At 38.8% G+C, this 24806-nt stretch carries 20 protein-coding genes; 14 read left to right on the top strand and 6 right to left on the bottom strand.

The window, feature by feature from the left end:
• The first annotated feature begins 100 nt into the window (after window positions 1–100).
• Entirely contained in the window at window positions 101–1051 is a 951-nt protein-coding gene (locus FNLLGLLA_RS01240; protein WP_174892181.1) for a 2-hydroxyacid dehydrogenase, read from the top strand.
• A gap of 14 nt (window positions 1052–1065) precedes the next feature.
• Here the strand turns inward: FNLLGLLA_RS01240 and FNLLGLLA_RS01245 are convergent, their stop codons facing one another.
• Entirely contained in the window at window positions 1066–1629 is a 564-nt protein-coding gene (locus FNLLGLLA_RS01245) for a TetR/AcrR family transcriptional regulator (protein ID WP_118091047.1), read from the bottom strand.
• Window positions 1630–1829: 200 nt separating this feature from the next.
• On the opposite strand from FNLLGLLA_RS01245, the gene FNLLGLLA_RS01250 reads away from it, so the two are divergent.
• Window positions 1830–3725, top strand: a complete 1896-nt coding sequence (locus FNLLGLLA_RS01250; RefSeq protein WP_174892182.1) for a heavy metal translocating P-type ATPase — start codon at window positions 1830–1832, stop codon at window positions 3723–3725.
• A 119-nt stretch (window positions 3726–3844) separates the two neighbouring features.
• Here FNLLGLLA_RS01250 and pflA read toward each other — a convergent pair whose 3' ends face one another.
• The 3 genes from pflA to pflB all read right to left on the bottom strand — a co-directional run bounded on the left by pflA (window position 3845) and on the right by pflB (window position 7063).
• Complete coding sequence (gene pflA / locus FNLLGLLA_RS01255) at window positions 3845–4621, bottom strand: pyruvate formate-lyase-activating protein (RefSeq protein WP_174892183.1); 777 nt, start codon at window positions 4619–4621, stop codon at window positions 3845–3847.
• Between the two features lie 12 nt (window positions 4622–4633).
• A complete protein-coding gene (gene grcA3 / locus FNLLGLLA_RS01260; protein ID WP_004693956.1) occupies window positions 4634–4870 on the bottom strand; it encodes an autonomous glycyl radical cofactor GrcA3 in 237 nt (78 codons plus the stop codon).
• 75 nt (window positions 4871–4945) lie between these two features.
• The gene (pflB, locus tag FNLLGLLA_RS01265) at window positions 4946–7063 is read right to left on the bottom strand and encodes a formate C-acetyltransferase (RefSeq protein WP_039965381.1); all 2118 of its coding nucleotides are present in this window, start codon (window positions 7061–7063) and stop codon (window positions 4946–4948) included.
• A 521-nt stretch (window positions 7064–7584) separates the two neighbouring features.
• On the opposite strand from pflB, the gene FNLLGLLA_RS01270 reads away from it, so the two are divergent.
• The 5 genes from FNLLGLLA_RS01270 to FNLLGLLA_RS01290 all read left to right on the top strand — a co-directional run bounded on the left by FNLLGLLA_RS01270 (window position 7585) and on the right by FNLLGLLA_RS01290 (window position 12478).
• A complete protein-coding gene (locus FNLLGLLA_RS01270) occupies window positions 7585–8457 on the top strand; it encodes a helix-turn-helix domain-containing protein (protein WP_156697114.1) in 873 nt (290 codons plus the stop codon).
• Window positions 8458–8786: 329 nt separating this feature from the next.
• Window positions 8787–9653: a DMT family transporter gene (locus FNLLGLLA_RS01275; protein ID WP_156697115.1), complete on the top strand. Its 867-nt coding sequence runs from the start codon at window positions 8787–8789 to the stop codon at window positions 9651–9653.
• Between the two features lie 252 nt (window positions 9654–9905).
• Window positions 9906–10928, top strand: a complete 1023-nt coding sequence (locus tag FNLLGLLA_RS01280; protein ID WP_012863837.1) for a methionine ABC transporter ATP-binding protein — start codon at window positions 9906–9908, stop codon at window positions 10926–10928.
• Window positions 10928–11599, top strand: coding sequence for a methionine ABC transporter permease (locus FNLLGLLA_RS01285; protein WP_156697116.1), 672 nt, complete (start codon window positions 10928–10930; stop codon window positions 11597–11599). The genes FNLLGLLA_RS01280 and FNLLGLLA_RS01285 overlap by 1 nt, the downstream gene beginning before the upstream one ends.
• 54 nt (window positions 11600–11653) lie before the next feature.
• A complete protein-coding gene (locus tag FNLLGLLA_RS01290) occupies window positions 11654–12478 on the top strand; it encodes a MetQ/NlpA family ABC transporter substrate-binding protein (RefSeq protein ID WP_012863839.1) in 825 nt (274 codons plus the stop codon).
• 134 nt (window positions 12479–12612) lie between these two features.
• On the opposite strand, the gene FNLLGLLA_RS01295 is transcribed toward FNLLGLLA_RS01290, so the two are convergent.
• Window positions 12613–14436, bottom strand: coding sequence for an ABC transporter ATP-binding protein (locus FNLLGLLA_RS01295; RefSeq protein ID WP_156697117.1), 1824 nt, complete (start codon window positions 14434–14436; stop codon window positions 12613–12615).
• Window positions 14433–16298 carry an ABC transporter ATP-binding protein gene (locus FNLLGLLA_RS01300; protein WP_174892184.1) on the bottom strand — a complete coding sequence of 622 codons (1866 nt, stop codon included), beginning with the start codon at window positions 16296–16298 and terminating at the stop codon, window positions 14433–14435. Before FNLLGLLA_RS01300 ends, FNLLGLLA_RS01295 begins: the two co-directional genes overlap by 4 nt.
• A 210-nt stretch (window positions 16299–16508) precedes the next feature.
• On the opposite strand from FNLLGLLA_RS01300, the gene FNLLGLLA_RS01305 reads away from it, so the two are divergent.
• The 7 genes from FNLLGLLA_RS01305 to FNLLGLLA_RS01335 all read left to right on the top strand — a co-directional run bounded on the left by FNLLGLLA_RS01305 (window position 16509) and on the right by FNLLGLLA_RS01335 (window position 24392).
• Window positions 16509–17975 (top strand): DASS family sodium-coupled anion symporter, encoded by a 1467-nt coding sequence (locus FNLLGLLA_RS01305; RefSeq protein WP_156697119.1) that lies wholly within the window; start codon window positions 16509–16511, stop codon window positions 17973–17975.
• Between the two features lie 404 nt (window positions 17976–18379).
• Window positions 18380–18784, top strand: coding sequence for a PACE efflux transporter (locus tag FNLLGLLA_RS01310; protein ID WP_156697120.1), 405 nt, complete (start codon window positions 18380–18382; stop codon window positions 18782–18784).
• 59 nt (window positions 18785–18843) lie between these two features.
• Window positions 18844–19347: an ECF transporter S component gene (locus FNLLGLLA_RS01315; RefSeq protein WP_008602979.1), complete on the top strand. Its 504-nt coding sequence runs from the start codon at window positions 18844–18846 to the stop codon at window positions 19345–19347.
• 152 nt (window positions 19348–19499) lie between these two features.
• Entirely contained in the window at window positions 19500–20633 is a 1134-nt protein-coding gene (locus tag FNLLGLLA_RS01320; RefSeq protein ID WP_156697121.1) for a trans-sulfuration enzyme family protein, read from the top strand.
• 10 nt (window positions 20634–20643) lie between these two features.
• Window positions 20644–21828 (top strand): MalY/PatB family protein, encoded by a 1185-nt coding sequence (locus tag FNLLGLLA_RS01325; RefSeq protein WP_156697122.1) that lies wholly within the window; start codon window positions 20644–20646, stop codon window positions 21826–21828.
• A 43-nt stretch (window positions 21829–21871) separates the two neighbouring features.
• Window positions 21872–22831, top strand: a complete 960-nt coding sequence (gene metA, locus FNLLGLLA_RS01330) for a homoserine O-acetyltransferase MetA (protein WP_004697897.1) — start codon at window positions 21872–21874, stop codon at window positions 22829–22831.
• 289 nt (window positions 22832–23120) lie between these two features.
• Window positions 23121–24392 carry an O-acetylhomoserine aminocarboxypropyltransferase/cysteine synthase family protein gene (locus tag FNLLGLLA_RS01335; RefSeq protein ID WP_008715345.1) on the top strand — a complete coding sequence of 424 codons (1272 nt, stop codon included), beginning with the start codon at window positions 23121–23123 and terminating at the stop codon, window positions 24390–24392.
• Window positions 24393–24806: the final 414 nt, after the last annotated feature.

Consider the following 24806-nt stretch of genomic DNA (forward strand, 5'->3'; position numbering starts at 1 on the left):
ATTTTAGTATAAAATTATATAAATAATAGTATAATTTATGTATAATTTATATAGAAGTGGTATTACCTATGTTTTAGGCTATTCAATTTAGGAGGTTCTCATGAGTGAACGTGTAGTAGTGGTAAATGCAGGTAAAATGAATTATGACCATGCATTGGATTTCTCCATATTATCTAATGATGTGCAGGTCTACGAAGATAGTACGAATGCTGAGCTTATTGAACGGATTCAAGGTGCTCGTGTTGTGGTTACAAAAGAATTGCCTGTAAGTACCGAATTGCTTTCACAATTTCCTGATACTGTAGAGCTTATCGTAGAAGCAGGTACTGGCTATAATAATATTGACCTTGACGCAGCAAAGAAAAAGGGCATTACTGTGTGCAATATTCCTGCGTATAGCACAGAGCGTGTAGCACATACGGTGATCATGATGATTCTCAATTTTGCATCCACCATGCAGCAACAAATTGGTATGCTTGTTAAAGGTGATCGCAGTAATTTCACGAAATACCTTCAAGTGAGCCATACAGAAGTGAATGGTAAAACCTTAGGTGTTGTCGGAGCTGGTCACATCGGTATGGAAGTTATCAAAGTTGCAAAAGCGCTAGGCATGAACATCTTAGTGCATACACGTACACCAAATGCTGATGGTGATGGCATTCGTTATGTGAGCCTTGATGAACTGCTAGAAAATAGTGACTATATTTCCTTACATTGCCCACTAAATGACCAAACTAAACATCTTATTAATAAAGAAACAATCAGTAAGATGAAGTCTAATGCAGTCATTGTGAATACGGGCCGTGGACCTCTCATTAATGAAAAGGATCTTTGTGAAGCATTAGCCGCTAAACGCATTGCTGGAGCCGGTCTTGATGTACAGGAGGTAGAGCCTCCTGCAGAGGATAGTCCTCTCTATACACTAGATAATGTTATCATTACTCCGCACATGGGTTGGAAAGGCCTTGAAACACGTCAACGCTTGGTAGGCATTATTCGAGATAATGTACAAGCCTTCTTTAAGGGTGAACCAATTAATGTTGTATCTTGATAAATTTTAAATAATTATATAATAGGTTCTATAACGGCATGGAAGTAATTGTCTAATTCTGTAGGCGATTCTTTCATGCCGTTTTTTACCCACCATAACACCATTTCCACAAAGCTACCTGAAATATGATTGATAATAAAGTCATCTGGTAGATTTGTATTTGCCTTACGGTCTTGGTTGATGAAATATCCTTGCACCAACTCATTTAGATGATCTCTAAAATAGCGCAAAAAGATTTCGTTATTATCACTAGCTAGTAACTCAAGGATCTTATTTTCGTTTTGTTGCAAATGTTGTAATAAATGACCAAATACCGAAACAGGATGAATACTTTGTTGATAAAGCCCATGAGCATGCGGTAAGTGATTAATACTATCTTTTATATGTAAAAATAAGTCTTCGCAGAGTGCTTCTAGCAATGCTTCTTTTGTGTCGAAATGAGCATAAAAGGTGGTGCGGCCAATGTCTGCGGCACTAATGATTTCTTGAACGGTGATTTTGTCATACGCCTTATTAGATAATAATTCGTTAAAAGCTATAAATATGGCTTTGCGAGTTTTTTTCTGTCTACGATCCATATTAACTCCTGTCGTTCTTTTAGTACAGAATAGCGTATATGTTCTGTAATGAACATATACGCTGTTTTATATATTGTATTAAATCCATAGGTTGATACAATTAAAATGAACAGAGTGTTCGCTATCGTAATTATTGTACTGTAAGTGTAGTCATAATTCAATTCATATTGGTAGTGAAAGTCTGATAAGGGGATTGTTGTATGGTACATCGAATACATGATATATTATCTGGTTTATATATGACAATTTTAGCGGGGCTATTTTTACTGCTTGATGGAATTCCGCATTTGATAGAGGAGTTTGGTGGACAAAGGCCTTTTCAAAATATATTTCCTGTTGAGCCTTCCTGGGTTACCGTTATTATATGTGGTTTTCCTCTTGTGTATTTATCCATTCGAAGGATTGTATATAATAAGGGGATTAGTAAAATATCATCAGCTCTATTGATTTCCATGGCTATGTTTGCAGCCATTGCCATTGGCGATATATTTGCGGCTGGTGAGGTAGCGTTTATTATGGCTTTAGGGGCCCTCCTTGAAGAAGCAACTACAGAGCGAGCAAAAAAAGGGTTAAAGAAGTTAATTTCATTAGCACCTGTTAAGGGCCGTAAAATACAGGCTAACAAGGAAATAATGGTTCCTGTAGAGTCTATACAAAGCGGTGATTATTTACGAATCCTTCCGGGCGAAACAATCCCTGTAGATGGACGGATCATTAATGGTGAAACAACGGTAGATCAATCCATTATGACAGGAGAGTCTATACCTGTTGATAAAACAATTGATGATGATGTATTTGGCGGAACGATTAACTGTTTTGGTGCCATAGATATTATAGCTACCAAAGTGGGCGAAGATAGTTCTATTCAAAAAATGATTCAGCTTATTAGAAATGCAGAACAGAAACAGGCTCCTATTCAGCGTATAGCTGATACTGTTGCTAGTCGATTGGTTCCTATTGCATTGTTGATTGCTTGCATAGGCTATCTAGTAACTGGAAATATCATCGTCGGTGTTACTGTGTTGGTAGTGTTTTGTCCTTGTGCATTGGTGCTTGCTACACCTACTGCGGTTATGGCCGCTATTGGTCAAGCTACTAAACATGGCGTTATTATTAAATCTGGTGAAATTCTTGAAACTATGGGAAAAGTAGACACCATGGCATTTGATAAAACCGGTACTTTAACACGTGGCCAGTTAGCGGTTCAATCTGTTTTAGCCGTTGATACAGATTATAGTGAGATTGATATTCTTCAATTAGCTGCATCTGCAGAGGCTAAGAGCGAACATCCTATTGGTAAAGCTATCGTTTCTCATGCGATAGAGCAAGATTTAGAAATACTTGATACGACTTCGTTTACGATGTCTGTAGGTAAAGGGATTATAGCCGTAATAAAAGGTCGAGAATTATATTGTGGAAATGAACGATTCCTTGAAGAGTATAATATTATTGTCAGTGAGTCTATTCAAAAAGTCATTAATGTATATCGAAGTGAAGGAAAGGTATCTGTTATTATTGCAGATAGAGAGCATATTATAGGTATCATTACATTATCTGATACAATGCGAAATGATGCGATAAATATGATATCTGATATCTCAAGCTTAGATATGACAACAGTATTACTTACTGGTGATAGTAAAGCAGCCGCTACATATATTGGAAAGAAATCTGGTGTTTCCGAAATACATGCGGCGCTTTTACCAGGAGAAAAAGTAAGTATTATTGAAGCATTGCAAGGGAAACATCACAAGGTTTGTATGGTTGGCGACGGAATTAACGATGCTCCGGCTATGAAGACTGCTGATGTGAGTATTGCAATGGGGACTATTGGTAGTGATATTGCCATAGAAACAGCAGACATTGCTTTGATGAGTGATGACCTTAGTAAAATTCCTTATATTAAACGATTATCAGATGCTACGATTAAAACTATAAAATTTAGTATTGCTTTATCAATGGTCATTAATTGTATCGCTATTATTCTCTCATTGCTTGAGGTTTTGACGCCTACTACAGGTGCATTAGTGCATAATGTGGGATCTTGTTTAGTGGTCCTCATCGCTGCCCGTTTGTATGATAGAAAGTTTATTTAAATGCAATAAGAGCCGTCCCCGGTTGTATGGGGGCGGCTCTATTGATTAGGGCTATCATAGATCAAGTCTTGGTATATATATTTATATATATCAAGGGAGGTAGTTATCCTCAAACTTGATTATGATTGATGTTGTGTTTTGATGGGACTCCACCAATGGCGTCTATAGGCCTTGATGCCTTCCACCACGGTTCTTGTCGCTTTAGCTGCAATATCTTTCGTTGCAGCCGGGATGCCCTCTAGGCGATAGGGAATACCTAACTCCTTATATTTAGCAATACCCATAACGTGATAAGGTAAGCAATCAACGGCTTGTAAATTTTTCAGAGATCCTAGAAAAAAGCCTAGACGATAGTGACGATCGGCATTATCTGTAATCGTAGGGACTACTACGTGACGAACCCAAATCGGAACTTCCACGTCTGCCGTCAATCGAGCAAACCCGAGAATGGGCTCTAACGGTTTACCCGTTAACCATAAATGCTTGGCTGGATCGATTTCCTTAATGTCTAGGATGACGAGACTAGTTACACTGAGTAATTTACGGTATGCCACCTCTTGGTGGGGGTCAAAACAAATTCCACTTGTATCTAAACAGGTATGGACGTTTCTTTCACGGAAATATGTGAAAAGCTCAATAACAAAGTCGATTTGCATAAGAGCTTCCCCACCTGTGACGGTGATACCACCATTAGTATAAAATTGGTGGTTACGTTCGTACTGGTCCCATAATTCCTTTACGGTCATGAATTTAGCATTATCGCTAGTTTCATCCCATGTATCAGGATTATGGCAATAAGCACAGCGCATGGGGCATCCTTGAAGAAATACCACCATGCGCATGCCTGGACCATCAACCGTACCCATCGTTTCAACCGAATGAATACGTCCAGTCATAGGAAACCTCGATTAGATACGTTGATGGAATGTACGGGAAATAACTTCGTCCTGTTGTTGTTTTGTCAATTTGTTGAAGTGCACCGCATAGCCGGATACACGAATCGTCAATTGAGGGTACAACTCAGGATGTTTTTGAGCGTCTAACAATGTTTCACGAGTAAACACGTTAACGTTCAAATGATGGCCGCCTTTTTGGGAATAACCATCCAATAACTCTACCAAGTTATCAACTTGTTGGTTGCTCATGGGTATAACCTCCTTTCAACCAAGACTAACACTCGTATCGGTGCCGGTGAAAGCAGTTCGATACTGTGGAAGATTTTATTTATCTTCCTCTATAGTAACATTTGGTTCGCTACATGCGAAATTTGTATTGCTGTTAGGTAATTGAGATGGATCTAACTCAATATCAAAATCGCTGACGGAAACAAATGTTTCACCAGATTTACCTAATGCGTCCGGAATGATAGAGAAGGTATTAGAAATACCATCGGAGCAATCACGCCATGGCATTTTAGCTACGGATGCCAACGAGGATACAGCACCGTGAGAATCACGACCGTGCATTGGGTTCGCGCCAGGAGCGAAAGCTTCGCCAGCTTTACGGCCGTCTGGAGTAGAACCTGTAGCAGTACCATATACTACGTTGGAAGTAATTGTTAACAAGCTCATAGTTGGAACGGATTGACGATATGTAGGATGTTTACGAATCTTGTTCATAAATGTGGAAACAACCTTTGCTGCCAAGCTATCTACACGGTCATCATCGTTACCATATTTAGGGAAGTCACCTTCGATTTCGAAATCAACAGCGATGCCATTTTCGTCACGAATAGGTTTTACCTTAGCATATTTAATAGCGGATAAGGAGTCTGCTACTACGGATAAACCAGCGATACCAGTTGCAAACCAACGAGTTACTTTGCGGTCATGCAATGCCATTTCTAGTTTTTCATAAGCATATTTATCGTGCATGTAGTGAATGATGTTCAATGCATTTACATATACGCCTGCCAACCATTCCATCATGTCGTCGAATTTTTCCCATACTTCGTCAAATTCTAAGTACTCGGAAGTGATAGGGCGGTATTTAGGACCAATTTGTTTCTTCAACTTTTCGTCAACGCCACCGTTGATAGCGTAAAGCAAGCATTTAGCCAAGTTGGAACGAGCACCAAAGAATTGCATTTCTTTACCGATACGCATTGGGGATACGCAACATGCGATGGCGTAGTCATCACCAGAGTTAGGACGCATCAATTCGTCATTTTCGTATTGAATGGAAGATGTTTCAATGGATAATTTCGCACAGAAACGGCGGAAACCGATAGGCATGCGAGGGGACCATAATACAGTGAGGTTTGGCTCTGGAGCAGGGCCAAGGTTAGTCAATGTATGTAGGTAACGGAAGGACATCTTAGAAACCAATGTACGGCCGTCAGTACCCATACCACCGATGGATTCAGTGGTCCAAACAGGGTCACCTGTGAACAAATTGTTGTATTCGTGGATACGTGCGAAGCGAACCATGCGCAATTTCATGATGAAATGGTCTACGAATTCTTGGATTTGTTCCTCTGTGTATGTGCCGTTGCGAAGGTCTCGTTCCGCATAGATATCGAGGAATGTGGAGTTACGACCAATGGACATAGCAGCACCGTTTTGCTCTTTAATAGCACCAAGATAGCCGAAGTAAATCCATTGCATAGCTTCGCGAACATCCTTAGCTGGTTTGGAAATATCATAGCCATAGGATGCTGCCATCTCTTTCAATTCTTTCAAAGAGCGGATTTGATCTTGTATTTCCTCACGGTCGCGAATAACATCTTCTAGCATGTCACCCATTGTAATGCTAAATTGTTCTTTTTTATCTTCAATAAGATAATCAACACCGTAAAGAGCGATACGACGATAGTCACCGATAATACGACCACGGCTATACGCATCTGGTAAACCAGTTACAATGTGAGCTGTACGTGCAGCACGCATTTCTGGAGTATATACATCAAATACGCCATCATTATGAGTTTTGCGATGTTTCTTAAAGAAGTCCTCTGTTTGCGGATCCATTTTGAAGCCGTATTCTTCAATAGCGGATTTTGCTGTGCGCAAGCCACCATATGGGAACATAGCGCGTTTTAAAGGTTTGTCAGTTTGCAAACCAACAATTGTTTCAAGTTCTTTGTCGATATATCCTGGCGCATGGGCAGTAATGTGTGTGGCCACGGAAGTATCAGCATCGAGCATGCCGCCTTTTTCACGTTCTTCTTCATAAAGCTTCATTACTTGTTCCCACAATTTTGTTGTTCGTTCTGTAGGACCAGCAAGGAAGGAATCGTCCCCTTCATAGGGAATATAGTTTCTTTGAATAAAGTCGCGTACATCAACGGCTTTATCCCACACACCTGTGTTAAAATCTTTCCATGCAGTATGTTGCATTTTGCACCTCCATAAAAGGATATAACTATAGATTTCTATGCCTATAGTGTACAATGTTTGTAGCAATTCTACAATGAATAGATGATATAGATTTTCAATACATACTATGCGATTTTGTGAAGTATCTTATAAATTTCCATAAGTCGAATTGTTGAATTTTACTTGTATATAGAGGATTATATAAGTTTTTTCTTTTTGTGATCTCACTTGATGCATACATAATAATATGAAATTGCATATCAATATTAATAAAGGGAATAAAAATTTCATTAAAGAGGATGAAGGCGGATTATTCAATAGTATGATCGGATAGTTTATATTTGTGTACTGTTCGGAGGCTGTTTATATCTTGTACAGAATCAGCCTGTAGGTCTTTATAAATGCGCATATATATTGCGATGCTACGGAACGTTGCCAGCCAGGAAAACAAGCGTTTCTTTTCTTCACTGACACTATATACTATACTTTGAGCAGCTCTTGTTGAAGAGTAATTGATATTGCTTAATATAGGAGGTCACATTATGGATTTTAATGAAAAATTACGGGAGTATAGAAAACAATCTGGATTATCTCAAGGAAAATTAGCGGAAACACTTAATGTATCGAGACAGGCTATAACAAAATGGGAATCGGGCAATGGGATGCCTGATATTTCAAATTTAAAGGCCCTTTCAGCTGTATTCAATATTTCTGTGGATGAATTACTTTCAGAAGAAGCGGTTAAACTTCGATATCCTTATGAAAGCATCGTAGAATATGATATTGATGAGATAAAACATTTCGATATTAAACTGGGATCTGTTAATCACGTAAAAATGAGAGCTGGAGAGGGTGAGAAGATAAAGGTTCAACTGGTCAGTGATACTATTGAAAATTTGACGGAATTGGTGAAAGTAAAAATCGATGATATTAAGAGGCGGATCGATGTAGATGTAAATCGTTCTAAATCCTTATCTGAGGAGATTGCAAAAGAACATTTGTCGATTTTTATAAATTTGCCTGAAAAATATATGGGAGATACGGAGTTAGCGATCCATTGTGAAAAACTGGAACTATTTGATATTATTAGTGAAAAGTTTGAGCTAGATGGAGAGGCTAAAGAAATTTATATTGCCGGTGGTAACAGTCATATAGAGTTGGATAATAACTCTCTAATGGAGATATATGTAGCGGATTATACGGGGCGAATTGATGTAAATCAGATATCGGCGAAATCTCGTCTGCATGTCCCTCACGAGTATGCTTTCAAAGCGGTGAAAAAAGGTATTCGCACTAAATTGCTCTTTGAAGATCGTGGACATCTTGTAGACGATTTTTCTGTGTCTGAATCAGAAAATCAAATTGAAATTAATGGGATCAATAGTGAACTTACAATAGTCAAGTTAAGTGAATAGTTGTATTAATTATATGGACATATTTGCTACATAGTTTTCATAAAGCGTTATTTATTTGTTCCAACGACTTTGTTACACATTTTGTTGGTCCCATAAGGAAGAAATCATCCCCTTCATAGGAATAAAAAGTATGATTTAATTTATTGTAGTTATTGTAGTGTTAGGGGTATATTATGGTACTATTGAGATAGTGTTATTAAGATATAAAACATGTAGATAATATGATCTTGGTAGAATGAATCAAGATAGAAATAATTTGGATAGAATATACGTTAATCAAAGTGGATTATAAGATTGTATATGCGAATACTATTGAAAGGCGGATGTTAATGACAAATCGAAAGAAAGCACTTTTAGGTGCATCTGCTACAATTGCTGTATGGGCTACTGCATTTCCTTTCAGTAAAATAGCATTACAATCCGTAGATTCATTAACACTTTCTGTGGCAAGGGTTATGGGTGGGGCCTTACTTATGCTGGTAATCGGTGTTGTAAAAGGCTTACACATACCGACAACATGGCGTGAGTGGGGACTATATATTCTGTTAGGCGCCACAGGGAATTTTGTTTACCAAGTTGTTTTTAATGAAGGTTTGCGCACAATTCCGGCGGCCACATCCAGTATTATTATGGCCTTGACTCCGATGACGACGGCACTGATGGCCATGATTGTTTATAAAGATAAAATACGCCCCATAGGCTGGTTATTTACAATAACAGCTTTTATAGGTGTAGCCATAATTATTCTTTGGAATTCAACCCTTACAATTCCTATAGGTGCATTATGGACTTTGCTGGGGATGACACTCTTTGCAGTTTATAATATCCTTAATCGTGGCCTTAGTTTAAAAGGATATAAGCCTATCACTATCGCCATGTGGTCTATGTTTACAGGTGCCATTATGGCTTTGCCTTTTGCGGAACATGCCATTAAAATGATTGCTGTGGCACCGATTAGTGCAAAATTTGCCATGGCCTATTTAGCATTCCTATCTAGTGCGTTAGGCTTTGTTCTCTGGAGCTATGCCTTGGAACATGCTGAAAAGGTTTCAGATGTAACCAACTTTATGTATATCTCGCCCATAGTGGCAGCTATTGTAGCTGCATTTTTATTGGGAGAAATTCCTAATATGGGGCTCTATATTGGGGCACCGGTCATTTTAGGATCCCTATATCTTTTTAATCGATATAGATAAGTTATTTTGTTAGAGTCTGAATCGGTTCAGCTTGATGTAAAAAATATAAAATTAGATAAATAGGGATGTAAACCCTTATAAGATAAGAGCTATATAATAAAAGAACCTCAATCTTTTAATTGGTGAGGTTCTTTTTTGTTTGACAGTCATTATAAATTGTAGTAATCTAAGTACATAATTAAAACATACCTTGAAGATATGTTTTAGGAGAAATATTAATTCCTATCAATATAAAGGGAAAGAGGCGGTACAGTGATTGCTATACGAAATGTAACGAAAGAATTTGACGTTAATAAGCAAAAGGTTACTGCATTATCTGATGTAAACTTTACCATAGAAAAAGGGGACATATTTGGCATTATTGGCTTCAGTGGAGCTGGCAAATCCACACTGTTACGAATGATTAATGCTTTAGAGGTACCTACCTCTGGTCATGTTGAAATAGATGGTGTGAATATCAATGGCTTAAGTTTTAACGAGCTCAGAAAGGTTCGTAAGCGCATCGGCATGGTATTTCAACAGTTTAATTTATTGAATGCTAAATCTGTGTATGATAATGTGGCTATCCCGCTAATTCTTAATAGGGTACCAAAATCCGACATTGATAAAAAGGTTAAAACCTTATTAGACTTTGTTGATTTAGGCGATAAAGCAAATGCATATCCTGGAGAATTATCTGGCGGTCAAAAGCAACGCGTTGGTATTGCCCGTGCATTAGCTACAGATCCATCCATATTGCTTTGTGATGAAGCAACTAGCGCTCTAGATCCTGATACAACAGAATCTATATTACAATTATTAGAACGTGTTAATCGTGAACTAGGGGTAACAGTAGTTATCGTAACTCATGAGATAGATGTAATTCAGAAAATATGTAATCGTGTTGTAGTTATGGAGCATGGAAAGCTCATAGAGAGCGGATCTGTACTTGAGGTGTTTAGTAAACCTAAACACGAAACAACAAAGCGATTTGTTAGGACTGTAATTCCTGATGAGATTCCATCAACTGTGAAACATACATTAGCTTGTGATAAAAGGCCATACACAATTCTTAAGATGCATTTCTTAGGAAATAATACGACAGATAATGTTCTATATCATATTAATAAAACCTTTGATTTAGAAACGAGTGTATTATTTGCTACGGTAACAGAGTTAGAACATACTGTACTTGGTATATTCATTGTTCAGTTTATTGGCGATGATCTTGAGGTGGGCAAGGTAAAAGAGTATCTTGTTGCTCAAGGTATTGAATGGCAGGAGGTGACACTATAATGGATTTCTTCATGCAAGAACTTGGTGTTCCAGGAGCGCAGTTATTATTAGCCGCAGAACAGACATTATATATGGTGTTCCTATCTCTATTCATTGGTACTGTATTAGGTCTAATTATCGCAGTTACATTGGTGGTAACAAATCCTAATGGTATCGTCAAAAATAGTATTGTTTATACCATTACAAATACAATTGTTAATATTGTACGCTCCGTACCATTTATCATTTTGATGGTGTTTATATTACCGTTAACTAAGATGATTGTAGGTACTCGTGTTGGTACAATAGCGGCTATTGTACCACTTGTTATATTTATTGCCCCTTATCTAGCTCGACTCTTTGAAAACTCTATTTTAGAGGTTAATAAAGGGATTATCGAGGCTGCACAATCAATGGGGGCCTCTTATTTTGAGGTGATTTGGCATTTTCTTTTACCAGAAGCAAAGGGTTCACTTATTTTATCTATTACAACGGGTACTATTGGTCTAATCGGTGCTACTGCTATGGCTGGTGCTATTGGTGCTGGTGGTGTAGGTGATTTGGCCCTCACCTATGGTTATGAACGATTGAACTTCCCATTGATGTTATTTACCGTAATTATTTTGATTATTTTTGTTCAAATTATTCAAACAATAGGTAACTATTTCGCACGTCGTGCGCGTCGTTCCTAATTTGATAAAATAGATTTTAGTTATATTGATTGTGAAAATATAGGAGAAAATACTATGAAATTTAAAAAGCTTCTTGCCCTTGGTGCAGCATTAGTATTTAGTGTAGCTTTTATCGCAGGCTGCGGCTCAAACAATAGTGATAATGGTGCTAAAAAAGAATTAACTTATAGTAAATCTCAAGGCCCATACTCTGAATTGTTTGAAAAAGGTGTAAAACCAATTTTGGAAAAACAAGGATATACCTTTAAAGGTGTAGACATGTCTGACTTGGTACAAGCAGATCAAGTGTTGAGTGATGGTGAAGTAGATTTTAACGTTGAACAACATACAGCATACATGAAAAACTTCAACGAAAAACAAAATGGCCATCTTGTAGCCTTAACTCCAATTCCAACAGTACCAGCAGGGATCTTTAGTGGTTCTAAAACATCTCTAGATCAAGTGGCAGATGGCGACACAATTGCAGTACCTAATGATGCATCCAACATGGCTCGTGCTTATGCGCTATTGCAAAAAATCGGTTGGATTAAACTTGATCCTAACAAAGATTTAGCAACAGTAACACAAGCGGATATTGTTGAAAACCCTAAACATCTTAAATTTACAGAAATGAAATCTCTTACAATTCCTTCTGTACGTACTGATTTTGATTATATCGTTATTACAGGTGCTATTATCTATAATGCAAAAATCGATCCTAAATCCGCATTGGCAAATGAAGATGTATTGCCACAATGGTTATTACAACTTGTAGTTAATGAGAAAAATAAAGATGCACAATGGGCAAAAGACATTGTAGCAGCTTACCAATCTCAAGAATTCAAAGACTACATGGAGAAAAATAATAACGGCCTATGGTTCGTACCAAAAGGTGAATAATTAATAGAAAAACGTACTATATATGTGCACAAATAAAATAACCGCTGACAAGTAGTAACTTATCAGCGGTTATTTTGCCGTTTACGGAATGATCTCAGGAGATTTCCATGCGTAAGATTGTTAAAATTATTATTCTATACCGTCATTCCTACAGCATAGTTTTCATATAGTTTTTTATAGTATCCGTTAAGTGCCATGAGTTCATCATGTGTCCCTTGTTCTACAATGGTACCGTTTTCTACCACTAGTAGGAAGTCCGCATTTTTTATTGTGGATAAGCGATGGGCGATTACGATACTGGTTCGACCTTTGAGGAGTGTGTTCATCGCTTTTTGAACCTCTACTTCGGTGCGGGTATCTACGTTAGCCGTTGCTTCATCGAGGATGAGAATGTTAGGATCGGCTAAGAAGGCCCGAGCGATGGTAATTAATTGTCGTTGACCTTGGGAGAGATCATCACCACCTCGGTTGAGCATCGTATCATATCCATTGGGTAATGTACGAATAAAGTGATCTGCCATGGCAAGCCTTGCGACATACTCGATTTCTTCACGTGTAGCATTTGGTTTGCCGTAGCCAATGTTATCGGCGATAGTACCCGTGAAAATCCAAGCGTCTTGCAATACCATTCCTACCGTATTATGTAAGCTTTCACGAGACAAATCCCGAATATCTACATCGTCAATAGTGATGCGACCATTTTTAATGTCATAGAAGCGCATGATGAGATTCACTAATGTAGATTTACCAGCTCCGGTAGGGCCTACGATGGCTACCATAGAGCCAGCTGGAATGTGAATATTAATATCCTTCATAAACACATTGGACGGTGTATAACCAAAATCAACATGTTCAAAATCAATTGTCCCCGTATGAGCTTGATTACTTGGTTGATTGGCCGTCATAGATGTGTTAGTACTAATAGCGTCTCTATCAGTTTTTGATGAGCTGTTGGATAATGTCAATTTTCCATCATCAATTTCAGATGGGACATCAATTACCTCATAAATACGGCCTAAGGCTGCAGCGGTTTCTTGAAATTTTGTCATAATATAGGAACTACGAGATAGGGGGTCGGATACCTGACCCACATAGAGGAAGAATGCCTGAATATCCCCAATGGAAATGGACCCACGTAATACCATAAGACCGCCTTGAATAGCGACGAGGCAATAGGTAAATTGATTTAAAAATTTTACGAGAGGCTCTACAAGCTGACTGGTGAAAGTAGCACTTCTCATACTTTTAAATAGATTGTCATTCAGTATATTTACTTGGCGAGTTGTAGTCTCTTCTAGACCAAAGGTTTGAATAATTGGCTTGCCTACAACGATTTCTTCTATGCCACTGTTGAAAGCTCCTAATGCATTCTGATTTCTAAGATACACGCGGCGAGCTCGTTTAGATAGCCACGTTAAGCATATAATACCAATCAGTATGATGACGATAATGGATGTTCCCAAAATTGGACTGATCCAGAGCATCATTGCAGTGGCGCCGATGATTCCGATAATGGCGGATACGAGACCGGGCACACCTTCACCTATCGTTTCTGCGACAGCATCCAAATCAGAGGTTAGACGGCTTAGAAGATCGCCACGTTGGTGATCGTGAAAGTATTCGATAGGCAATGAGTATAGGTGAGTACTCATGCGTGTACGCAAGGCGAGCACTGTTTTTGATCCAATGGAGGCCATCATGTATTCGCCGAAGTACGTGAATAAAGCATGACCTCCATAGATGGCAATAAGCCAGAGGATGATTGTATCAATAGAGGCGAATATGGTATTAATGTCTTGGTTTGTTTGTAATCCGCTAATAATAGCATCTACGACCTTGCCAAGTAATACTGGAGCTGATACCTCAAACATAGCTGCTGTGATAAGGGCTAAGATGAGTAGTGCCAGCCAACCCCATTGGCTTTTAGAATCGATTAGGAAACGACGTAATGGGCTCATTCTGTCACCTCCTGAGATGCTAAAATTTGTTTATATACGGTAGAGTTTTCAGCTAATTCATCATGAGTGCCATACCCTGCCACTTGACCTCTGTTGATGATTAAGATGTGGTCTGCTTTTTTTGCAGCACTTACCTTTTGCTCTACAGAGATGAGAGCGGGGCGATTGTCCTTTTGCAATTCCTCGTGTAATACGGTGCGAACGGCACGCTCTGTGGTGCCGTCGAGAGCAGAGAAACTATCATCGAATATAAATAAATCTGGTTTGCGCACGAGCGCTCTAGCCATGGCAAGACGTTGGCGTTGACCTCCAGATAGATTAGTACCACCTTGGGAGACGATATATTGGTAACCACCTTCAAGACGACTAATAAATTCATCCGCCTTAGATAATCGGCATGCATTTTCTATATCTTGAACTGAAATATTTTGGTTTGGTGCAGCACCGTAACGGATGTTCATTTCTACAGTCCCTGTAAATAAGTAGGCTTTTTGTGGGACATAACCGATGCGTGAGCGTAAGTCATCTACATTCCATTCATAGATGGATTTGCCTTTGAAGAGAATGTCTCCAGACTCAATGGAGAATAGGCGAGGGATTAGGTTTGTAATCGTACTTTTACCAGAACCAATGTCACCCATAATAGCCAATGTTTCACCGTGATGAACGGTAAAGGAAATATTTTCTAAAGCCGGCGATTCTGCATTATCGTAACGGAACGTAACATTGCGAAATTCCAGAAGTGGAGTATCATCGTTTGCCGATGCCGATGCCGATGCCGATGCCGATGCCGATGCCGATGCCGATGCCGATGCCGATGCCGATGCCAAATCTACAAATTTTCTGCTATCTTCTTGGCCAACTATATAATGGGTGTTTAAATTTGTATTTTTATTATATGGTTCAGGAAATGTATCTGAGTTTTCGTGTTCCAATAACTCTTGAATGCGGGTGTAACATACGATAGCTTCGGGTATATCTATGATGACGAAAATAGCCATGAGCATACTTAAGAGGATAAGGTTAGCGTATTCAATAACGGCCATAATGTCACCTATTTGTAGGGAACCTATGCTTACGTTATAGCCTCCGAGCCAAAGGATAGCAACGGTACTCATGTTAAAGAGAATTAATATAGTCGGTAAACCAATAGCAAAGGTTTGGCGTAATCTTTTATTTAGTTGAGCTGTTTCTGTAAAAATTTCTATTTCTTTAGTATTTTCGTAATGTCTTCTATTGAAAGCTCGTATAACAGGCATGCCCACAATATGATCACGTACCATATCGGTAATAGTATCTAGTTTTAGTTGTAACGCTTTAATAATAGGTAAGGCGCGGCTTTCAATAAAAATTATGGTCAGTATCATGAATGCCATAACAGCGAGGATGACGAGACCTAGTTGCCAGCTCTTATAGAAGGTTAGTCCTAGACCAATACATATCATGAGAGGCATAGGGAGAATCATATTTAAACCTTCTCCTAGAACTGATTGAATTTTCTCAACGTCTCGACTGGTCCGCATGAGTATGGTGCCTGTACCAAAGTGTGTAAAGTCGCGTAGTGAAAAGGCTTGTATAGCTTTCACCAAATTGTCGCGCAATACTTTGCCTATAGAGGCTGAAATATGAGCGCTCATAGCAACACCTAGGATAGCAGACGATACTGTTAATAGTGCAACGATAAGCATCGTTGCACTAGAGTTAGTAATCATCTCTAAATCACCATGGAGGACACCGTCATTGATGATGGTAGCTGTTAAGGTTGGTATATATAAAGTGCCTGCTACATTGAGTAACGAAAGAAGTGACACAATGATAATAGAGAACCATAAAGGTTTTATATAACTAGAAATTAACTTCATTTCAATCCTTTCGACATATCTTTCGATATATTAGTAATTTTCGATATTTATATTGTATTGTATAAAACCAAAAATATCTAGTAAAAACTATTACTAAAAGTTTAGTATTAATCAATAAGTATTATGACGAATATTATATTCTCACTAAAAAAATTCTGCTATACTGTATTAGCAATTTTGCAGTTTTATTTTTAGTAAGGAGTGTTCTTAATGAAGTTGAATTGGAAATTATTCGCACCGCTTGTGGTAGCTATTCTTGTATGGCTCATCGGTGCGCCTGAAGGTCTTAGTCCAAATTCTTGGATTTATGTAAGTATTTTTGCAGGCCTTGTGGTGGGGTTGATTTTAGAACCAATGCCACCAGCTTTCATCGGTATCATTGCTGTTACCGTATCTATGTTATTTAAGGTTGGTCCAGCACCTATTATAGACAAAGCAACTGGTGTAGCAAAGGCTATTACGGATGCCCAAGCTATCAGCTGGGGACTTAGCGGTTTCTCTAATGCTATCGTGTGGTTGATATTCGCAGCATTTATGATCGGTATCGGTTATGAAAATTCTGGTCTTGGTCGACGTATCGCATTGTTCTTGGTAGCAAAGCTTGGAAAGTCCTCTTTAGGTCTTGGGTATGCTATTGCTATTACTGACCTTGTGTTGGCTCCATTTATTCCAAGTAATGCGGCTCGTTCTGGTGGTACGATTTATCCAATTGTATCCAGTATTTGTCCGATGTTCGATTCTTACCCCGATAAGAATCCTCGTAAAATTGGTTCCTATTTGAACTGGGTAGCATTGGCAACAACTTGTGTATCTAGCTCTATTTTCTTGACTGGTGCGGCGCCAAATCCATTGGCTCTTGAATTGTCTGCAAAGTCGGGTATCGTAGCGGCAAACTGGGGCACATGGTTCCTAGCATTCTTGCCAGTGGGTATTATACTATTTATCATCACACCATTATTGACCTATGTATTCTGTAAACCGGAGGTAAAAGGGTCCCCTGAAATTGCAGCATGGGCAAGGGATGAATATAAGAAATTAGGTTCCATGACACGCAGTGAAATTTTCATGGCCTTGATTTCTGTGTTAGCTCTTGTATTGTGGATTGGGGCTTCTACATTTAAAATAAACCCAACTACAACGGCTTTAATTGTTATTATCTTGATGATTTTTACTAAGATTATGACATGGCAAGACTTCCTTGCTAACAAACCAGCATGGAATGTTTTGACTTGGTTTGCTACACTCGTACCTATGGCTTCTGGCCTTAAAAATGTAGGTTTCTTAGACTGGCTTGCTAAATCTGCTGGTGGTTCTTTGGTTTCTTTAGATCCTACAATGGCAGTTCTTGGCTTGTTATTAGCATTCTGCTTACTTCGTTACTTCTTTGCTTCTGGCACTGCTTATGTAACAGCTATGGTAGGTTTGTTTGCTACTCTAATTCTTCAGATTCCTGGTATTGATCCAGCTCAAGTTATGTTAATTCTTTTAGTACCAATGGGTATTATGGGTATCCTTACACCATATGGTACTGGTCACAGTCCAATCTGGTTTGCTAGTGGCTATAACAAAGGTCCTGAATTCTGGAAATTAGGCGCTATCTTTGGGATTATCTACCTTGCGATATTTATCGTGGTGGGGATTCCATGGATTCAGTTCGTAATGCCACTTTTAGGATAATTAAATAGAGCCCCTCGTAGCATTCTGCTCGCTCTCCATCCCTTGCAAGTCGAGCTTACAGAACACTACGAGGGGCTTTCCTTATATCCGAAAATGGCATAACTCACTTCGGGCGGGCAAGTCGCTGGACAGACATATGGCGGCTTCTTCTATCTTAAAATGGCAATACTCACTTCAAGTGGGTAAGTTGCTTAGTAGATACAATGCGGCTTCTTTTTATCTTAAAATGGCAATAGTCACTTCGGGAGTAGCAAGTCGAGTTTAAAGAACACTACGAGTAGCTTCCTTTATATCCGAAAATGGCAAAACTCGACAGAGCTCGACAAATCTAAGAAAATAAATATAATATTGATGTGATAGTAAATATCTTTATTTGGGGTTTCTGATGGAGGTGGTTTATTATTATGTCTGCTACAGAGCGTGTTGTACAGTCGATTTTATATGAGTTGGGCTGTGTTATGATTGGCTGGTCGGTGATGCAGTTTGTTCCTCATGAGGGTCAGCCTCTTGCTTTGATGGTTATTTTTTCCTTACTGGCTATGGTTTGGAATTTTGTGTTTAACTGGATATTTGATAAACTAGTACCAGGTGATCGATTAGCACGAGGTCCTGTAATCCGTACAGTTCATGCGGTATTATTTGAAGGTTTGTTTATGCTTGCTACAGTACCGATTATTATGTACATGATGCATATGAGCTTTTGGATGGCCTTTGTTACAGATATAACGATGACATTAGTCATCTTAGGTTATACGTATATTTATAATTGGGTGTATGATCGGGCACGTTTATTATTTGTAGAAGCTTAGTTTTAATATATGAGGTAGGTACCTCTTGAAAAATCTATATCGTATAGTAGGAGGTTCTTATGTCTACAAAATCTATTACAGGTACAGGTCTCTTGTTGGCCGTTGCCTTATTGGCGCAAAGCTTGCGCCTCATGTTTCCATTTATTCCAAACCAGGTGAGTATGTTCCTCATCGGTTCCATTACATCTGCTACATTTGTGCTTGCAACGTGGCGCTATGGTTGGAAGAATGGACTCGTCATCGCCTGGATTGCTCCAGTAGTAGCGCATTTACAAGGTATGTTGCCGTTGCCACCATTTATTTTGATTACGGCTCTTGGTACGACTGCGTATGTATTCGTAGCTCATTGGTTACAACATAAACCAAAGGCATTGCTTATCATTGTGGCGGCTTTGGTAAAAGCTGGTGTACTTTTTGGAGGGTATTCCTTGTTTTTCTCTTTGTTCCAATTTCCGCCAAAGATTGTAAATACCATGTTGTTTGTATCTAGTTGGCCACAATTGGTAACTTCATCATTAGGTATAATTTTGGCATTACTTATTACAAAACGCACTAAATATTAGGTGAACTTAACTTATAGTTATGACAACCCATTCAAAATATATATGACCTTTTAAGGGCACTCAAGACCTATGAGTGCCCATTTTTGTTGACCGTAATCATTGTCTACTTTTATAATTAATATATTGTATACAAATATGAGGAGTTGATAGGAATGAAATTTAATACAAAATGTGTTCACGGCAGTGGCAAACCAGATAGCACTGGTGCAATTTCCCCTGCAATCTATATGTCTAGTACATTTTCCCATCCAAAGTTGGGGGATACAACAGGTTATCAATATTCGCGCGAGTCTAATCCAACGCGCGACCGTTTGGAACAATTGATAGCTGGCCTTGAAGAAGGTACAGATGCATTGGCATTTTCCTCCGGTATGGCAGCTGTGGACGCAGTATTCCATCTATTCTCCCCTGGGGATCATATCATCTTGGGTGATGACTTGTACGGTGGCTCTATCCGCATGTTCACGAATATTTACGAGCAAAATGGTATCGAGTTTACGTATGTAGGCACTTCTGATCTTGATGCGGTGAAAGCGGCTTTTAAACCGAATACAAAGGCTGTATATATTGAAACACCAACAAACCCTATGATGGAGATAACCGATATTCGTGCACTTTGTGCATTGGCTCACGAACGCAATGCGCTAGTAATCATCGACAATACCTTCTTGAGCCCATACTTCCAAAAACCATTGACCTTGGGTGCCGATATTGTTGTTCATAGTGGTACAAAATTCATCGGTGGTCATCATGATGTTATTTCTGGTTTTACTATTGTAAAAGATGAAGAAATCGCTGCAAAATTGCGTTTAATATATAAAACCGTAGGTGCATGTTTATCTGCTATGGATAGCTGGCTCGTCATTCGCGGTGTAAAAACATTGGCTCTACGCATGGAGCAACATCAAAAGAATGCCATTGCTCTTGCTAAATGGCTAAAAAAACAACCAAAAGTAACTAAAGTTTTGTTCCCAGGCCTTCCAGAACATCCTGGTTATCAAATCAATAAAGCCCAAACAACAGGCTTTGGCGGCATGCTATCCTTTGAAGTAGATAGCGAAGAAACTGCTAAACAAGTATTAGAAGGTATTGAGCTTATTCAATTCGCTGAAAGCCTTGGTGGTACAGAATCCTTGTTGACATATCCCGTAACGCAAACACATCCAGATTTAAAACCGGAAGATGCAGAACGTAAAGGTATTACACGTCGTTTGTTGCGTTTATCTGTAGGGATTGAAGATACAGAAGACTTGATTGCAGACTTGGAACAAGCTTTTAATAAATAAAGGAGTTCCTATGGGACAATATAATTTTGATCAAATTTTAGATAGAACGCACACGAAATCTTTAAAATATGATTTTGCTGTTAAGCGCGGTAAACCAGCTGATGTGTTGCCATTCTGGGTAGCGGATATGGATTTTGAAATTCCCCCTGAATTGAAGCAAATTTTATTGGACCGCGTAAACCATGGCGTATTTGGTTATACCGAGTCTGATGATGAGTATTTCGATGTGTTGAAAAATTGGTTCGCCACACGTTTCAATTGGACTCCAGAACAAAAATGGCTCGTTAAAACGCCAGGTATAGTATTTGCCTTGGCGATGGCGGTTCGAGCTTTCACCAAGGAAGGTGAGGGCGTGCTCATCAACCAACCAGTGTACTACCCATTTAGTATGGTTATTGATGACAACAATCGGCATCTTATCAATGTGCCGCTCATCAAAGGCGAAGAGAGATATACTATCGACTTTGAAGGCATTGAGCGTGCAATCATTGAGGAGAATATAACATTATTCCTCTTGTGTAACCCCCATAATCCAGTAGGGCGCGTGTGGACTGAAGACGAGTTAAAACGCCTCGGCGATATTTGTATTAAACACAATGTGCTCATCGTGAGCGATGAAATTCATGCGGATTTTGTATGGAAAGGGCATACGCACAAGGTATTTGCTGACCTTGGTGAAAGTTATGCAGAACACTGTGTTGTATGTACAGCGCCTAGTAAGACTTTTAACATTGCAGGCTTACAAGTAAGTAATATTTTCATTCCTAATGATTCCTTACGCCGCCGTTTCATCAAAGAAATCGACCGTGCTGGTTATAGCCAATTGAACACGATGGGGATTGTGGGCTGTGAAGGGGCCTACAAAGTAGGGGCTCCTTGGCTTGATGAATTGAAAGAATATATTCAAGATAATATTCAATTCACCATCGACTATATAGCAAAATATATGCCAAAGATTCATGTATATCGCCCGGAAGGGACATATCTCATGTGGTTAGATTGTTCTCAATTGCCTCTGAGCCCTAAAGAGCGAGATGAATGGATCGTTAATGATGCCAAGCTATGGCTCGATACGGGTTCTATGTTTGGCATCGATGGGGAGGACTTTGAACGCATTAATGTTGCTTGTCCTCGTAAAATATTAGAAGAAGGGCTCGAATCTTGGCGCCGTGCCTATGAGGCTAAGGGCTTTTAATTAGATTAGGTTATCAAATTGTAGAATATGTAGAGGTGACATTATGCCTATTAAAGTAATAAAAAATTTACCGGCCATAACGAAATTAGCTCAAGAGAATATTTTCGTTATGGATACTGAGCGGGCGGAAAATCAACAAATCCGACCTTTGCAAATTTTGCTTGTCAATTTGATGCCTACTAAAGAAGTGACGGAAACTCAAATCTTGCGTGCTCTCAGTAATAGCCCATTGCAAGTTAATTTAACATTATTACACACCGCATCTCGTAAGGCTAAAAATACAGATGAACAATATTTAGAAACCTTCTATCGCACTTTTGATGAGGTAAAAGACCAGTTCTTTGATGGTATGATTATTACCGGTGCTCCTGTAGAGTTAATGCCTTTTGAAGAGGTAGACTATTGGTCTGAACTCGTAGAAATCATGAACTGGGGCGAAGAACATGTATATTCGACCTTCTATATATGTTGGGGAGCTCAAGCTGGTTTGTATCATCACTTTGGTATTAACAAATCTATTATGGACGAGAAATTATTCGGTGTTTACGAACACGATATTTATAATGATCGACCAGTGCTCATGCGTGGATTCGATGAAAAGTTTTGGATGCCACACTCTCGTCACACTACAGTTTCTTTGCAACAAATTAAGGAAAATCGTGACTTGGAACTTTTGGCTGGGTCTGAACCAACAGGTGCTGCTATCGTTCGTAGCTTAGATAATAAACATATCTTTGTATTTGGTCATGCCGAATACGATTGGGACACACTTAACCGTGAGTACGTGCGGGATATCAAAAAAGGTATGGATATTGCGGTTCCTGAAAACTACTTCCCAGATAATGATCCGAAACAACGTCCCATCGTGCGCTGGCGCTCTGTAAGTACACTATTATTTACAAACTGGTTGAACTACTATGTATACCAAGAAACACCGTACATCATTGAACAAATCCAAAAAATGAAATTTGAACGGGATAAAAATTTAGGCGCTTACATCTAAATGTAAGTACTTATTTCTAATCTATTGATAGTACTATGTACCCCTAATTACTTCTAACATCTCTCAAGGGAGCTAGTTCTTTGGAAGTAATTAGGGGATTTTATTTCTCATAAATGACTTAGTTCGCTTTAGCGGTTTTGGTAAAAGCTTTTATCCTCCTTTGTCCACCATAGTTTAAAGTTATGGAGAAAAGAATATAAAAAATAGTAGACATATTTTTTAAAACATAGTACTATACTAGGCATAAAGAACGAACTTAAAATATAGTTAATATAAAGGAGTTATTATAATGAGTAAACAATACAGATTTGAAACATTACAATTACATGCTGGTCATACGGTGGATCCAACAGGTTCTCGTGCAGTACCGATTTATCAAACTACATCTTTCGTATTTAAAGATGCTGAGGAAGCCGCAGGTCGTTTTGCATTGACTAATCCTGGTGGTATTTACTCTCGCCTTGGCAATCCTACTACAGATGTATTAGATGCTCGAGTGGCAGAACTTGAAGGCGGTGCTGCTGGTATTGCAGTAGCATCTGGTTCTGCAGCGGTTACGTACTCTATTTTAAATGTAGCAGATGCTGGTGATAATATTGTTGCTGCATCCACATTGTATGGTGGTACTTATAATTTGTTTACTGCTACATTGCCTCGCTTGGGGATTCAAACTAAATTCGTAAATCCGGATCATTTGGAAGAATTTGAAGCAGCTATCGATGAAAAGACTAAAGCCGTTTATATCGAATCTATTGGTAACCCTGGTATTAATCTTATCGATGTACAAGCTATAGCTGATATTGCACATAAGCACAATATCATCTTGATCGTAGATAACACATTTGCATCTCCATACTTATTCCGTCCATTAGAACATGGTGCTGACGTAGTTGTACACTCTGCTACTAAATACCTTGGTGGTCACGGTACAACATTGGCTGGCGTAGTTGTAGAATCTGGTAAATTCGACTATAAAGGTTCTGGTAAATACCCTGGCTTCTCCGAAGGTGACGAACACTACAATGGTTTAGTATTTGGTGATTTGCCAATCCCATTCACTGTAAAAATTCGTGCTCAATTACTTCGCGATACTGGTGCATGCATTACTCCACTTGCAGCATGGCAAATATTGCAAGGTATTGAAACATTGTCCTTGCGCGTAGAACGTCACGTAGAAAATGCTCGTAAAGTAGTAGATTTCTTGAGCAAACATCCTAAAGTAGCATGGGTAAGCTATCCAGAATTAGAAGACAGCAAATACAAAGCATTAGCTGATAAATACTTCCCTAAAGGTGTTGGTGCAGTATTCACATTCGGTGTAAAAGGTGGTAAAGAAGCAGGTATTAAACTTGTTGACTCCTTGGAAATCTTCTCCAACCTTGCCAATGTAGCAGATGCTAAATCTCTTGTTATCCATCCTGCATCCACAACACATGCACAACTTAACGAAGAACAACAAAAATCTGCTGGCGTAACACCAGATATGATCCGTGTATCCATCGGCCTTGAAAATATCGATGATATCATCGAAGACTTGGCACAAGCTTTAGATAAAGCATAATTTTCGTACCTCTTGTTTGGAAAACTATAGATCAAACCTTCAAAACTTACAAATGACATCCTTAAGCTGAATTTTGCTTAAGAAATAGAACACATAACTATCAAACCTATAAAACTTATGCAAAAGGCCTCCCACTGGGAGGCTTTTTTGTTATTAGTGTGTGTTGTCTTTATAAGAATGAAATGTTGTGTAGGTGTAATACAACCTTGATAGAATGGGCATAAAAAGACCTTGGATTTAATGATCCAAGGCCTTTAAGGGAGTATAGTGTGTGTAACGTTTGGTCTGTGGTGTGTGAGCACAGACCGTTTTCCTATTGTGTGAGATAGGATTTAGGGAGTCCGTGGTTAGTGTTACGGACTCTCTGAGAGTGTGTTAGAGAGTGTATCCAAAGGATACAGTGTGTATAGTATG

The organism is Veillonella parvula, from assembly GCF_902810435.1.
GTDB lineage: Bacteria > Bacillota > Negativicutes > Veillonellales > Veillonellaceae > Veillonella.

Bases quoted from the DNA above. Each gene is read 5' to 3' on its own strand.
- grcA3 (WP_004693956.1), bottom strand. From the start codon at position 4,870: ATGAGCAACCAACAAGTTGATAACTTGGTAGAGTTATTGGATGGTTAT.
- metA (WP_004697897.1), top strand. From the start codon at position 21,872: ATGCCTATTAAAGTAATAAAAAATTTACCGGCCATAACGAAATTAGCT.
- FNLLGLLA_RS01320 (WP_156697121.1), top strand. From the start codon at position 19,500: ATGAAATTTAATACAAAATGTGTTCACGGCAGTGGCAAACCAGATAGC.
- FNLLGLLA_RS01310 (WP_156697120.1), top strand. From the start codon at position 18,380: ATGTCTGCTACAGAGCGTGTTGTACAGTCGATTTTATATGAGTTGGGC.
- FNLLGLLA_RS01275 (WP_156697115.1), top strand. From the start codon at position 8,787: ATGACAAATCGAAAGAAAGCACTTTTAGGTGCATCTGCTACAATTGCT.
- FNLLGLLA_RS01325 (WP_156697122.1), top strand. From the start codon at position 20,644: ATGGGACAATATAATTTTGATCAAATTTTAGATAGAACGCACACGAAA.
- pflA (WP_174892183.1), bottom strand. From the start codon at position 4,621: ATGACTGGACGTATTCATTCGGTTGAAACGATGGGTACGGTTGATGGT.
- FNLLGLLA_RS01315 (WP_008602979.1), top strand. From the start codon at position 18,844: ATGTCTACAAAATCTATTACAGGTACAGGTCTCTTGTTGGCCGTTGCC.
- FNLLGLLA_RS01245 (WP_118091047.1), bottom strand. From the start codon at position 1,629: ATGGATCGTAGACAGAAAAAAACTCGCAAAGCCATATTTATAGCTTTT.
- FNLLGLLA_RS01250 (WP_174892182.1), top strand. From the start codon at position 1,830: ATGGTACATCGAATACATGATATATTATCTGGTTTATATATGACAATT.
- FNLLGLLA_RS01285 (WP_156697116.1), top strand. From the start codon at position 10,928: ATGGATTTCTTCATGCAAGAACTTGGTGTTCCAGGAGCGCAGTTATTA.
- FNLLGLLA_RS01270 (WP_156697114.1), top strand. From the start codon at position 7,585: ATGGATTTTAATGAAAAATTACGGGAGTATAGAAAACAATCTGGATTA.
- FNLLGLLA_RS01300 (WP_174892184.1), bottom strand. From the start codon at position 16,298: ATGAAGTTAATTTCTAGTTATATAAAACCTTTATGGTTCTCTATTATC.
- FNLLGLLA_RS01295 (WP_156697117.1), bottom strand. From the start codon at position 14,436: ATGAGCCCATTACGTCGTTTCCTAATCGATTCTAAAAGCCAATGGGGT.
- FNLLGLLA_RS01290 (WP_012863839.1), top strand. From the start codon at position 11,654: ATGAAATTTAAAAAGCTTCTTGCCCTTGGTGCAGCATTAGTATTTAGT.
- pflB (WP_039965381.1), bottom strand. From the start codon at position 7,063: ATGCAACATACTGCATGGAAAGATTTTAACACAGGTGTGTGGGATAAA.
- FNLLGLLA_RS01240 (WP_174892181.1), top strand. From the start codon at position 101: ATGAGTGAACGTGTAGTAGTGGTAAATGCAGGTAAAATGAATTATGAC.
- FNLLGLLA_RS01305 (WP_156697119.1), top strand. From the start codon at position 16,509: ATGAAGTTGAATTGGAAATTATTCGCACCGCTTGTGGTAGCTATTCTT.
- FNLLGLLA_RS01335 (WP_008715345.1), top strand. From the start codon at position 23,121: ATGAGTAAACAATACAGATTTGAAACATTACAATTACATGCTGGTCAT.